We start from the raw sequence: 11,928 nt of genomic DNA, 5'->3' as shown, positions 1-11,928 counted from the left end.
GCCTGGAGCGGTTGCCGTGCGCCGCTGCGAATGGAGGCCGCTCTATTCGGCCGCGCGGACCAGTTCCGCCACGAAGGGGATCCGCGCCTCGGGATCGGCGCGGATCAGCAGGGCGGCGACTTCCCGGTTGCCGGGCACCATCATGCGCGTCGCATGCGGGATGGTGCCGCCGTGCCCGTCCGACGGCCAGGACTGCACCAGGTAGGTGTGGCCATCCCCGTGCAGCAGCAGCACGGGCCGGCGGAAGGCGCGCGCGCCATCGGCAATGCGCCCCAGCACCATCCCGACATCATAGGGCAGGTCGCGCAGCGCCCGCGTCCCCGCCTCCCCGCCCGAGGCGACCGGCCGGGCGCGGCAATCCGGTGCCGCGACCATGTGGCAGGGGTGCCAGAGGTCGGCCTGGAAGGCGAGGACCACCGCCCGCGCCTGCTTCCGGCGGGCCTCGGCAAAGGTCTCATCGATCCAGACGGCGGCGGCGGCGGCCAGGCGGGGCAGGATGAGCAGCGCCTCCGGCTGGACCTGGCGCGCGCCGGGCAATTCGGGCCGCGGCACGCCCGGCAGGTTCAGCGTTGCGAAGAGGATGCGGGCGTGGGTCCAGCGCGCGTTCTCGGTTTCCTTCCCGAAGGGCCCGCCGCGCCCGCCCTGCCGCTCGAGGCGGATCGGCCGCCCGCCGAGGGAGGTCGGCCCGCCGAAGAAGGCCTCCCGCAGGCGTCCCAGCGCGTCGGCGGGCCCGCTTTCCCCGGGACCACGGGGCGCGCAATCAGTCCATTCATTGTCGCCAGGCGTGTAGATCACCGCCCGATCGAAGCGGGCAAAGACGCGCTGCGGGCGGGTGACGAGCATCTCCTCCGTGCAGGGCTCGCGAGAGGATTTCGTGTCGCCGAGGAACACGGTGAAGGCCGGCGCCCGCCGGTTCACCTCGGCGGTCAGGGTGAGGACGCGCGGTTCGTCCTCGGCGCGGTAGGGCATGTCGCCGAAGGCGGCGAAGCGCATGGGCTCGGCGCCGGCGGGCAATGCCCAGGCGAGCAGCAGGACAAGGATCGGCGGCAGGCAGAGGCGCAAGGCGGGGCTCCGGTGCTGGCGGCGGCACGCTAGCCGCCTCCGGCGAAGGTTGCACCGCCCGCCCGCGCGGGCTACCGCCCCGCCGTGCCCGCCGACCTGCCGCTTCTCCGCACCGCCGATTTCGATTTCGACCTGCCCGAGGACCTGATCGCCCAGGCCCCCGCGCGGCCGCGCGATGCCGCGCGGATGCTGGTGGTGCGCCGGGGCGGGCTGGACGATGCCGGCGTGCGGGACCTGCCCGGCCTGCTGCGCCCCGGCGACGTGATGGTGGTGAATGACACCCGCGTCATTCCGGCCCGCCTGCACGCCCGCCGCGGCGCCGCGCGGATCGAGGTGATGCTGAACCGTTCCGAGGGCGGCGGCGTCTGGCATGCCCTGGTCCGCAACGCGCGCCGCCTGCGCGACGGCGACACGATCGAGATCGAAGGCGCCGAGGGCTGCACCGCGAAGGTGCTCGGTGCGCCGGAGGGCGGGGCGGCGCTGCTCGATTTCGGTCCCGATCCGGCCGCGCTGGCGGCGGCGCTGGAACAGGCCGGGGAGATCCCGCTGCCCCCCTACATCGCCCGCCCCGAAGGCCCGCGGCCGGAAGACGCGACCGACTACCAGCCCATCTTCGCCGAACGCCCCGGCGCGGTGGCCGCGCCAACTGCCAGCCTGCACTTCACGGACGCCCTTCTCGAGGCCATATCCGCCTGCGGCGTGGCGCGGGCGACCGTCACGCTGCATGTCGGGGCCGGAACCTTTCTGCCTTTGCGCAGCGACGACCCGCGGGCGCATCGCCTGCATGCCGAATGGGGCGAGGTAAGCGATGAGGCTGCCGCCACGATCAACGCGGCCCGCGCGGCCGGCGGGCGGATCGTGGCGATCGGCACCACCGCGCTGCGCCTGCTGGAAAGCGCCGCGGCCGAGGACGGCACCATCCGCCCCTTCCGCGGCCTCACCGACCTCTTCCTGTTGCCCGGCCACCGCTTCCGGACCGCCGACCTGTTGATGACCAACTTCCATCTGCCGAAGAGCACGCTGTTCATGCTGGTCTGCGCCTTCGCCGGCACGGATCGGATGAAGGCCGCCTATGCGCATGCCGTGGCGCAGCGGTATCGCTTCTACTCCTACGGCGACGCCTCATTGTTGGAGCGCGCGGACGGCCGCGCAACGCTGGAGCGCGCGGCATGACGCTGCACTGGAAGCGGCTCGCCACCGACGGCGCCGCGCGCGCCGGCGTGCTGCACACCGCCCATGGCGAGGTGCCCACGCCGGTCTTCATGCCCGTCGGCACCGCCGGCACGGTGAAGGCCATGACCGCGGATGCGGTGCGCGCGACGGGCGCGCGCATGGTGCTCGGCAACACCTATCACCTGATGCTGCGGCCGGGGGCGGAGCGCGTCGGGCGGCTCGGCGGGCTGCATCGCATGATGGACTGGCACGGGCCGATCCTGACGGATTCCGGCGGGTTCCAGGTGATGTCCCTGTCCGGGCTGCGGAAGATGGACGAGCAGGGCGTCACCTTCCAGAGCCACATCGACGGATCGAAGCACCGCCTGACGCCGGAGCGCAGCGTCGAGATCCAGCGCCTGCTCGGCGCCGACGTGACGATGTGCCTCGATGAATGCACGCCATTCCCGGCGACCGAGAAGCAGGCGGCGGAGTCCATGCGGCTGTCCATGCGCTGGGCCGCGCGATGCCGCGACGCCTTCACCGAGCGCGAGGGCCACGGGCTGTTCGGTATCGTGCAGGGCAGCACCTATCCCGACCTGCGCGCGGAAAGCGTGGAAGCCCTGACCCGCATCGGCTTCGAGGGCTACGCCGTCGGCGGCCTCGCCGTCGGCGAGGGGCAGGAGATGATGTTCTCCGTCCTCGACACCACCGTGCCGCTGCTGCCGGGGGACAGCGCCCGCTACCTGATGGGCGTCGGCACGCCGTCCGACCTGGTGGGCGCGGTGCGGCGCGGCATCGACATGTTCGACTGCGTGATGCCGACGCGCTCGGGCCGCACGGGGCGGGCCTATACGCGGCGCGGCGTGCTGAACATCCGCAACGCGCGACATGCGGAGGATGACGGGCCGCTCGACCCCGATTGCTCCTGCCCGGCCTGCCGGCGGCATTCGCGCGCCTATCTCCATCACCTGTTCAAGGCGGGGGAGATGCTCGGGCCGATGCTGCTGACCTGGCATAATATCCAATACTACCAGGACCTGATGGCCGAACTGCGGGCCGCGATCCTGGAAGGCCATTTCGAGGAAACCGCCGCGCGCATCGAGGCCGGCTGGCGCGCGGGCGAGGAGGAGAAGGCGGCATGAGCGGCGGACCCGACCACGAGTATCACGGCCTGACGCAGCTCGGTCAGCCGACGCGCCTGCCCGCGAGCCCCGGGGAAGCGGTGCTGGAACGCGTGCACGCCCCGCACAAGAACCTGCGCTACTGCGTGCGCTTCACCGCGCCGGAATTCACCTCGCTCTGCCCGCTGACGGGCCAGCCGGATTTCGCGCACCTCGTCATCGACTACGTGCCCGGCGAATGGATCGTCGAGAGCAAGTCGCTCAAGAACTACCTCGCCTCCTTCCGCAACCACGGCGCCTTCCACGAGGCCTGCACGCTCGACATCGCGCAGCGGCTCGTGGGGCTGCTCGATCCGGTATGGCTGCGCATCGGCGGCTATTGGTATCCGCGCGGCGGCATGCCGATCGACGTGTTCTGGCAATCGGGGAGCCCGCCCGAGGGAGTGTGGATCCCCGCGCAGGAGGTCCAGCCCTATCGCGGCCGCGGCTAGAACAGTTTCCACCGATGCGGAAACCGCTCCAGCCATGTTTGAGCGAGCATCTTCACGCATACGGCTGATTCCAGCCGTATGCGATCTGTCCTGGCGTCCTGTTTCCGAAATCCTGCGGACTTCGTTCTCAGGCCACCAGCCTTTGGTTTCAGTGGCCTGCTTGTCCGCTTCGTTCGCTGGAAATCCAGCGAACTTCGCGGGCAGGACACTAGCCCGGCGCCCGCAGCCCCACCGTCCGCACCGCGAGTTGCACACGCTCGCGCTGTACCCCGATGACGGCGGCCAGTTCCGCGGGGCCGCCGAAGCGCGCGACGATCCCGGCCGCGCGCATCCGCTCGGCCACCGCAGGCAATGCCACGATCTCCGCCACCACTGCCGCGACGCGGTCACGCGCTGTCCCGGGCATGCCGCGCCAGCCGAAGAGCCCGGTGAAGGGGTCGTAGCGCTGGGCGGGGAAGCCGGCTTCCTCCATCGTCGGCACATCCGGCAGCGAGGGCGCGCGGCTACCGGAGGTGACGGCGACCGGCCGCACCTTCCCCTCCCGGATCGCGCCGAGCAACGGTGTCAGCGGCTGCATCCCCACCTGGATCCGCCCGGCCGCGAGGTCGAGGATGGCCGGCGGCGAGCCCGGATAGGCGACATAGGCGATCTCGACCCCCTGCTGGTGGAAGAACAGCCGCGTGTCGAGTTCCACATAGCCCGGCACCGAGTTCCAGTTCAGCGCCCCCGGCCGCGCCTTCGCATGCGCGACCAGTTCCGCCACCGACCGCACGGGCAGTTCCGCGTTGACGGCGAGGCAGAGGAACTCGCTCGCCGGGATGGCGACGGGCACGAGGTCCGCCTCAGGGTCGTAGGGCAGCCGCCCGTTGAAGGTGTAGGGCACGGTGGAAGCGACACCCGTCGCGGCCAGCAGCAGCGATTCCCCCGGCCGCGCCTGGGCATGGGCCTGTACCGCGAGCACCGACCCGCCGCCTGGCCGGTTCTCCACCGTCACCGGTTGGCCGAGGCGCTGCGCCAGCCCGTCCGACAGCAGCCGTGCCACCAGATCGATGCCGGAACCCGCCGCGCCGGAATTGATCAGGCGGAGGGGGCGGTCGGGCCAGGCCTGCTGCGCGCCCGCGGTGCGCGGGCCGGCGAGGATGAAGCCGGCACCGAGGCCGAAGGCGGCGCGGCGGCCGAGGCGGTGGCAGGTGTCTGGCATGGGGGGCTTTCCTCATTCCGCGCGCGCCGCGGCGGCCGACGGCCGGCACCGGGGCGGGCGTGGATCTCGTGGGCTTCGACCAGGCGCGTGAGCAGGCGGAGCAGCGTCTCGCCTTCGGCCTCGGTCAGCGGCGCCAGCATCCGCTGCGCGACGGCGCGCGCCGGCGTGGAGAGGTCCGCGCGCAGGGCCTGCCCCGCGGGCGTCAGGCTGAAGGCATTGGCGCGGCGGTCCGCGGGATTGGCGGCGCGGGCAACGAGGCCGCGCGCCTCGAGGGTGGCGAGCGCCTGCCCGGTCGAGGTCGGGTCGATGCCGATGGCGGCTGCCAGCCAGTTCCGGTCCTTGCCTGGCGTACCCTGGATCTGGGCCAGGAGGGCGACATGCCAGGGCACGACCCCGTAGGGGGCGAGCGCCTCGCTCTGGAACGTCGCCGCGATCTGCCAGAACCGCCGCGCAAGGTGCTGCGGGAAGGTCCGGTGCAGGGCTGGGACATTCCGGGTCGGTGTCGTTTCGTTCCGGCTTTGCATATGCGGAGATTACTTCGCATTCCCCGGCGAGCAAGAAGAATTCTTCGCATCATCGACGACGGCGTTCAGCGGGCGGCCAGTTGCGCTATGACCATCCTCCCCATGGACATGCGCGCCGAAATCCGCAGCAAGGCCCTCGCCCTCGGCTTCGACGCCGTGGGCTTCGCGCGCGCGCACCTGGCGCCCGAGACACGCGAGCGGCTGATGGCATTCCTCGCCGCCGGGATGCATGGCGAGATGGGCTGGATGGAGGATCGTGCGGAGCAGCGCTCGCATCCGCAGGCGTTGTGGCCGGGGGCCGTTTCGGTCGTCGCCCTCGGCGTGAACTACGGCCCGGAGGACGACCCTCTGGCGCCGCTGGCGCAGGCCGACCGCGCGACCATCAGCGCCTATGCCCGCAACCGCGACTACCACGATCTGGTGAAGAAGCGGCTGAAGGCGCTCGGGCGCTGGATGGCGGAACGCTGGCCGGGCAGCGAGCTCAAGGTCTTCGTGGACACCGCGCCGGTGATGGAGAAGCCGCTTGCGCAGCAGGCGGGCCTCGGCTGGCAGGGCAAGCACACCAACCTGGTCTCCCGCACGCACGGGTCCTGGCTGTTCCTGGGCGAGATCTACACCGCACTCGATCTCGGCGCCGATGCGGCCGAGACGGACCATTGTGGTTCCTGCCGCGCCTGCCTCGATGCCTGCCCGACGGCGGCCTTCCCCGCGCCCTACCGGCTCGAAGCGCGGCGCTGCATTTCCTACCTGACCATCGAGCATCGCGGGCCCATCGATCCTGAACTGCGCCCGCTGATGGGCAACCGCATCTATGGCTGCGACGACTGCCTCGCCGCCTGCCCCTGGAACAAGTTCGCCCGCGCGCACAGCGAGCCCGCCTTCGCGCCGCGCGCCGAACTGACCGCGCCACGCCTTGCCGATCTCGCCGCGCTGGACGATGCCGGCTTCCGCGCGCTGTTCTCGGGCAGCCCGGTCAAGCGCATCGGGCGCAACCGCTTCGTGCGCAACGTGCTGGTCGCGATCGGCAATTCGGGCGAGGCTTCCCTGCGGCCAGTCGCGCAATCTCTGGCCGAGGACCCCGACCCCGTGGTGGCGGACGCCGCCCGCTGGGCCGCGCAACGGCTGGAGAAGGCCCCATGAGGGACGACGCGGCTCTGGTGCTGTTCAGCGGCGGGCAGGACTCCGCCACCTGCCTCGCCTGGGCGCTGGACCGCTTCGCGCATGTCGAGACGCTCGGCTTCGACTACGGCCAGCGGCACAAGGTCGAACTCGACTGCCGCGCCGCCTTCCGCGCCGCCATCCCGGCCATCGACCCGGACTGGGCCGCGCGGCTCGGCCCCGACCACGTGCTGCACCTCGATGCGCTGGGCGCGATCTCCGACACCGCCCTGACCCGCGATGCCGAGATCCGCATGGGCGAGGAAGGCCTGCCCACCACCTTCGTCCCCGGCCGGAACATCGTCTTCCTCAGCTTCGCCGCCGCGCTCGCCTACCGGCGCGGCATCCGCCGCATCGTCGCCGGCATGTGCGAAACGGATTACTCCGGCTACCCGGACTGCCGCGACGACACCATCAAGGCACTGCAGGTGGCGCTGAACCTCGGCATGGAACGCCGCTTCGTGCTCGAGACCCCGCTGATGTGGCTGACCAAGGGGCGAACCTGGCGACTGGCGGAGACGCTCGGCGGGCGCGACCTCGTCGCGGCGGTGGTCGAGCATACCCATTCCTGCTATCTCGGCGACCGATCCCACCGCCACCACTGGGGCTTCGGCTGCGGCAAATGCCCGGCCTGCGACCTGCGCGCCAAGGGCTGGGCGGAGTACGTTTCGGAGAGACTATGAGGTCGTTGACCCCGCGCGCCGAGGGCGTGCTCGCGCTGATCGGCTTCGGCCTCTGCATCCCGGCGGCGAACTGGCTGATCGGGCATGCCGGGACGGTCTGCGTGCCCAATGGTCCCTGCCTGGTGCCGGTGGCGCCGGGTGTGATGGCGCCGTCCGGCGTGCTGATGATCGGGCTCGCCCTGGTGCTGCGGGACCTGGTGCAGCGGCGGCTCGGCGTGGGCTGGGCGGCGGGCGCGGTGCTGGCCGGGGCGGCGCTCTCGGCCCTGCTGGCGCCGCCGGCGCTGGTGGTGGCCTCGGCCGTCGCCTTCTTCCTCAGCGAGATGGCCGATCTCGGGGTCTATACCCCGTTGCAGAAGCGCGGGCTGGTGCTGGCCGTCGCCGCATCAGGCGCGGTCGGCCTCGTGGTGGACAGCATCGCCTTCCTCTGGCTCGCCTTCGGCAGCCTGGACTTCCTGGCCGGGCAGGTGATCGGCAAGGCGTGGATGGTGCTCCTCGCCCTGCCCTTCGTGCACCTGCTGCGCCGCCGCGACGAGCGGCGCGGCATCGTCCCGGCGTAGCGCCGCCCCGGCCTATTCGGGCTGAACCCCCGCCGCGCGCAACACTGCGGCGCTGCGGGCCATGTCCGCCCGCACGAAGGCCATCAGCGCCTCCGGCGTCGCATATTGCGGCTGGACCTCGACGCCCAGTTCGCCGAGGCGCGGCCGCAGCCGCTCCATGGCCGTGTTGAAGGCCGCGTTCAGCGCCGCGACCGCCGGCGCCGGGGTGCGCACCGGCACGAAGGCGGCGAACCAGGCGGCGTTGTCAAAGGCCGGCAGGCCGGCCTCGGTGGCGGATGGCACCTCCGCCAGGATGGCGGCCCGCGTCGGCCCGGCCACCGCGATCGCGCGCACCGTGCCGCCCCGGATGTGGCTGATGGCGGAGGCAACCGGGTCCACGGCCATGTGGGCGTCGCCGGAAATGACCGCCTGCATCGCCGGTCCGCCGCCGCGATACTGGACCATCTGCATCTCCACGCCCGGCACCGCGGCGCGGAAGACCTCGCTGGTCAGGTGGTTGGCGCTGCCGATCCCGGCGGAAGCGAAGTTGATCTTCCCCGAATTCGCCCGCAGCCAGGTGAGCAGCGACGCCAGGTCCGTCACCGGGAGGTTCCTGTTGACCACCAGCACCTGCGGCACGCGCCCGAGATGCGCCACCGCGGCGAAGTCCGCCGCCGGATCGTAGGGCATCCGCGCGACCAGGCTCGGCGTCACGACATGCGCGTTGGAATTCACCAGGATGGTGTGGCCGTCCGGGGCGGATTTCGCCACCGCATCGGTGCCGATCAGCCCGGCCGCACCGCCGGCGCGGTTCTCGACGACAAAGGGCTGGCCGAGCAGCGTGCCCGCCGTCTCGGCCACCACGCGCCCGATCACGTCGGTCGATCCGCCCGGCGCGAAGGGGATGATCATGCGCAGCGGCCGGTCCGGTCGCCAGCCCGCCTGGGCACGGGCGATGGCGGGCGCGACAAGGCCGGCCAGCAACAGCGGGCGCCGTTTGATGGTCATGTTGTTGTTTCCTCCCTGTATGTCAGGCCATTGCCCGGCGCGAGGCGCGCTCGCGCCGGGGGTGCGGCACCCCCGGGGGCGCCGTGCGAGGTGGTTCCCGGAACCCGCCTATTCCGGCTGGACGCCGGCCGCGCGCAGGATGGCCGTGTACTGATCGACGCCCTCGCGCACGAGCGTCATCACCTGGTCCGAGGTCTCGTAACCGGGGCGCGGCGCGACGCCCGCCATCTCGCTCAACTTGCCGGCGTTCTGCTGAATCGCGGCGCGGAAGGCGGCGCCGAGCGCGCTCAGCACGTTCGCCGGCGTGCCGGCGGGCGCGAGGATGGGGAAGAACTCCTCGAAGATGAAGCGCGGGATGCCGGCCTCGACCGCGCTCGGCACGTCCGGCAGCGCCGGGCTGCGCTGCGCGGCCGCGACGGCGAGCGCACGCACGCCCCCCTGCCGGACCTGCCCGATCGAAGAGGCCATGGTGGGCGTGCCGAACTGGGCCTCGCCGGACATCAGGGCCGCCACGGCGGGCCCGCCGCCGCGGTAGTGCACCATTTCCACCTGCACCTCGCTGGTGCTGCGGAAGAGCTCGCCGGCGAGGTGCACGCCGCTGCCGATGCCGGCCGAGGCGAAGTTGTAGCGGCCCGGATTGGCCTTCAGCAGCGCCACGAGCTCGCGCGCGTTCTGCACCGGCAGGCTGGGGTTCACCACCAGCACGTGCGGCGAGAATCCCGCCACCGCGACGCCCGCGAAGTCGTTGACGGCGTGATACGGCACGCGCGCGACGATCGCGGGAACGGTGGCATGCGCGCTGTTGATCAGCACCGTGTAGCCATCCGGCGCGGCGCGCGCGACCGCCTCGGTGCCGATCACGCTGCCGGCGCCGGCGCGATTCTCCACGACGACCGCCTGGCCGAGGATCTGGCCGACCGCCTCCGCCAGGATCCGCCCCACGATGTCGTTCGAACCGCTGGGGGCGAAGGGCACGATCAGGCGGATCGGCCGGGTGGGCCGCCATTCGGCGGCGGCCTGACCGCGCGCGAGCGTCGGCGCGAGGCCCCCGGCAAGGGCCAGGGCAAGCGTTGAACGGCGATTCGGCATCAGTGGACGACTCCCTCCGGCAGGGCTGCTCGTCGCCCCCGGCGGGCGACCGGCGCCATGCATCTTTCCGAAGACATAACGCGATTGTGGGCGGATGGCACGCCCGCCATGGATCACCGGCCGGACCCGCGCTATCGGGTGGGGCAAGCCAACAAGGAAACGTTGCCCGATGCCGACTGCCGCCGAGCGCCTCATCGACTTCCTCGCCGACCAGGGCGTGGACCGCGCCTTCTGCGTGCCGGGCGAATCCTACATCGCGCTGCTCGACGCCCTGCACGCGCATCCGAAGCTCGACCTCGTCACCTGCCGCAGCGAGGGCGGCGCCGGCTTCATGGCGGTCGCCGACGCGAAGATGACGGGGCGGCCCGGCGTGGTGCTGGTCTCGCGGGGCCCCGGCGCCTGCAACGCCTCGATCGCCGTGCACACGGCCGAGCAGGACGCGGTGCCGCTGATCCTGCTGGTCGGGCAGGTGGAGAAGCGCGACCTGCGCCGCAACGCCTTCCAGGAAATCGACTACACCCGCATGTTCGGCGGCATCGCCAAGTGGGTGGGCGAGGCGACCGAGCCGAACCAGGTCCCCGAACTGATCGCGCGCGCCTACGCCATGGCCATGCAGGGCGTGCCCGGCCCCGTGGTGCTTGCCCTGCCCGAGGACGTGCTCGCCGAGCCCTGCACGGCCCCCGTCCTGCCCGCCACCCTGCCCGCCCCGGCCATCCCCGCGCCCGCCGAGGTGGCCCGCCTCGCGGAGATGCTGCGCAAGGCGGAACGCCCGATCCTGCTCGCCGGCCATGCCTTCGACCGCCCCGGCGGGCGCGAGGCGCTGCGCGCCTTCGCCGAGGCCTGGAAGCTGCCGGTCGCCGTCTCCTTCCGCCGGCAGGACCTGTTTGCGAACGACCATGCGCTCTATGCGGGCGATCTCGGGCTGCGGAACCCGGACGCGCAGCGCGCCGCCTTCGCGGAGAGCGACCTCGTCCTGGCGCTCGGTACGCGGCTGACCGACATCACCACGCAGGGCTGGACCTGGCCCGCGCACGGCCAGCGCCTGGTGCATGTCTGCGCCGAGCCGCGCTTCCTCGGCTGGCTCTTCCCGGCGGAAATGGCGCTGGCGGCCGACGCGCTCGCCCTGGTCGCGGCCCTGGGCGCGGAGGCACCGGCCGCGCCCGCCTCCCGCGATGCCTGGAATGCGCGGCTGCGGGCCATCCATGTCGCGGATACCGGCGTGCGCCCCGGCAACCACAATGACGGCGTCGCCTTCGCCGACGTCGCGCGCCGCATCGGCGAACTCGCCGCGGCGGATGCGATCGTGACGCTCGATGCCGGCACCTTCGGCGCGCCCTTCTACCGCAAGGTGCCCTGGGTGCCGCCGCAGCGGCTGCTCGCGCCGGTCTCCGGCGCCATGGGCTTCGGCGTGCCGGCCGGCGTCGCCGCCGCGCTGCGCTACCCGAACCGGCAGGTGATCGCGGCGGTGGGCGACGGCGGCGCGCTGATGACGGCGGGCGAGTTCGCCGTTGCCGTCGCGCGTGACGTGCCGCTCAAGCTGCTGCTGTCGGACAATGGCACCTACGCTTCCATCCGCATCCACCAGGAACAGGCACATCCCGGGCGGGTCAGCGGCACCTCGCTGGAGAACCCTGATTTCGTCGCCTGGTGCGCGTCCTTCCGCGTGCCGGTAACGCGGATCGACAGCAACGCCGACCTGCCGGCACTCGCCGCGGCGCTTGCCGCGCCCGGGCCGGCGGCGATCGTGGTGCGCACCTCGCTGGCGGCGGTGCTGCCCGCGCCGGCGATGCGCGCGGCGGAATAGCCGGGAGATGGCCGATCTGCCGCCCGGCCTCGCGGCGAAACTGCCCGAGGCCGCGCTGCGGCAGCTTGCCGGCGACCCCGGCCCCGCCGCCCTGCT

The 11,928-nt window shown here is 72.4% G+C and carries 12 protein-coding genes; 7 read left to right on the top strand and 5 right to left on the bottom strand.

Annotated elements, in window-relative coordinates; genetic code table 11:
• Positions 1-42: 42 nt before the first annotated feature.
• Positions 43-1,062 (bottom strand): hypothetical protein, encoded by a 1,020-nt coding sequence (locus GXW76_RS02310; protein ID WP_211860375.1) that lies wholly within the window; start codon positions 1,060-1,062, stop codon positions 43-45.
• An 84-nt stretch (positions 1,063-1,146) separates the two neighbouring features.
• On the opposite strand from GXW76_RS02310, the gene queA reads away from it, so the two are divergent.
• The 3 genes from queA to queF are packed head-to-tail and all read left to right on the top strand — an operon-like array spanning position 1,147 to position 3,829.
• Positions 1,147-2,235, top strand: a complete 1,089-nt coding sequence (gene queA / locus GXW76_RS02305) for a tRNA preQ1(34) S-adenosylmethionine ribosyltransferase-isomerase QueA (RefSeq protein ID WP_211860374.1) — start codon at positions 1,147-1,149, stop codon at positions 2,233-2,235.
• Complete coding sequence (tgt, locus tag GXW76_RS02300; protein ID WP_211860373.1) at positions 2,232-3,359, top strand: tRNA guanosine(34) transglycosylase Tgt; 1,128 nt, start codon at positions 2,232-2,234, stop codon at positions 3,357-3,359. The genes queA and tgt overlap by 4 nt, the downstream gene beginning before the upstream one ends.
• Complete coding sequence (gene queF, locus GXW76_RS02295; RefSeq protein ID WP_211860372.1) at positions 3,356-3,829, top strand: preQ(1) synthase; 474 nt, start codon at positions 3,356-3,358, stop codon at positions 3,827-3,829. Before tgt ends, queF begins: the two co-directional genes overlap by 4 nt.
• A 208-nt stretch (positions 3,830-4,037) precedes the next feature.
• On the opposite strand, the gene GXW76_RS02290 is transcribed toward queF, so the two are convergent.
• Positions 4,038-4,871, bottom strand: a complete 834-nt coding sequence (locus GXW76_RS02290) for a Bug family tripartite tricarboxylate transporter substrate binding protein (protein WP_338150873.1) — start codon at positions 4,869-4,871, stop codon at positions 4,038-4,040.
• 35 nt (positions 4,872-4,906) lie between these two features.
• Positions 4,907-5,554, bottom strand: a complete 648-nt coding sequence (locus tag GXW76_RS25575) for a MarR family winged helix-turn-helix transcriptional regulator (RefSeq protein ID WP_246513852.1) — start codon at positions 5,552-5,554, stop codon at positions 4,907-4,909.
• A gap of 87 nt (positions 5,555-5,641) precedes the next feature.
• Between GXW76_RS25575 and queG the strand changes: the two genes are divergently transcribed.
• The 3 genes from queG to GXW76_RS02275 are packed head-to-tail and all read left to right on the top strand — an operon-like array spanning position 5,642 to position 7,952.
• Positions 5,642-6,694 carry a tRNA epoxyqueuosine(34) reductase QueG gene (queG, locus tag GXW76_RS02285; protein WP_211860370.1) on the top strand — a complete coding sequence of 351 codons (1,053 nt, stop codon included), beginning with the start codon at positions 5,642-5,644 and terminating at the stop codon, positions 6,692-6,694.
• The gene (gene queC, locus GXW76_RS02280) at positions 6,691-7,395 is read left to right on the top strand and encodes a 7-cyano-7-deazaguanine synthase QueC (protein WP_211860369.1); all 705 of its coding nucleotides are present in this window, start codon (positions 6,691-6,693) and stop codon (positions 7,393-7,395) included. Before queG ends, queC begins: the two co-directional genes overlap by 4 nt.
• Positions 7,392-7,952 carry a VUT family protein gene (locus tag GXW76_RS02275; protein ID WP_211860368.1) on the top strand — a complete coding sequence of 187 codons (561 nt, stop codon included), beginning with the start codon at positions 7,392-7,394 and terminating at the stop codon, positions 7,950-7,952. Before queC ends, GXW76_RS02275 begins: the two co-directional genes overlap by 4 nt.
• Positions 7,953-7,964: 12 nt before the next feature.
• Here GXW76_RS02275 and GXW76_RS02270 read toward each other — a convergent pair whose 3' ends face one another.
• Together GXW76_RS02270 and GXW76_RS02265 are read right to left on the bottom strand one after the other, a co-directional pair.
• Complete coding sequence (locus GXW76_RS02270) at positions 7,965-8,939, bottom strand: Bug family tripartite tricarboxylate transporter substrate binding protein (protein ID WP_211860367.1); 975 nt, start codon at positions 8,937-8,939, stop codon at positions 7,965-7,967.
• 108 nt (positions 8,940-9,047) lie between these two features.
• Positions 9,048-10,028: a Bug family tripartite tricarboxylate transporter substrate binding protein gene (locus GXW76_RS02265; RefSeq protein ID WP_211860366.1), complete on the bottom strand. Its 981-nt coding sequence runs from the start codon at positions 10,026-10,028 to the stop codon at positions 9,048-9,050.
• A gap of 169 nt (positions 10,029-10,197) precedes the next feature.
• On the opposite strand from GXW76_RS02265, the gene GXW76_RS02260 reads away from it, so the two are divergent.
• Positions 10,198-11,832: a thiamine pyrophosphate-binding protein gene (locus GXW76_RS02260; RefSeq protein WP_211860365.1), complete on the top strand. Its 1,635-nt coding sequence runs from the start codon at positions 10,198-10,200 to the stop codon at positions 11,830-11,832.
• Positions 11,833-11,928: the final 96 nt, after the last annotated feature.

This window comes from Neoroseomonas soli, from assembly GCF_018129065.1.
Taxonomy (GTDB): Bacteria; Pseudomonadota; Alphaproteobacteria; order Acetobacterales; family Acetobacteraceae; genus Neoroseomonas; species Neoroseomonas soli.
Note: the sequence above shows the minus strand (reverse complement) of the source record. Positions and strands in the feature narration are given on the sequence as shown.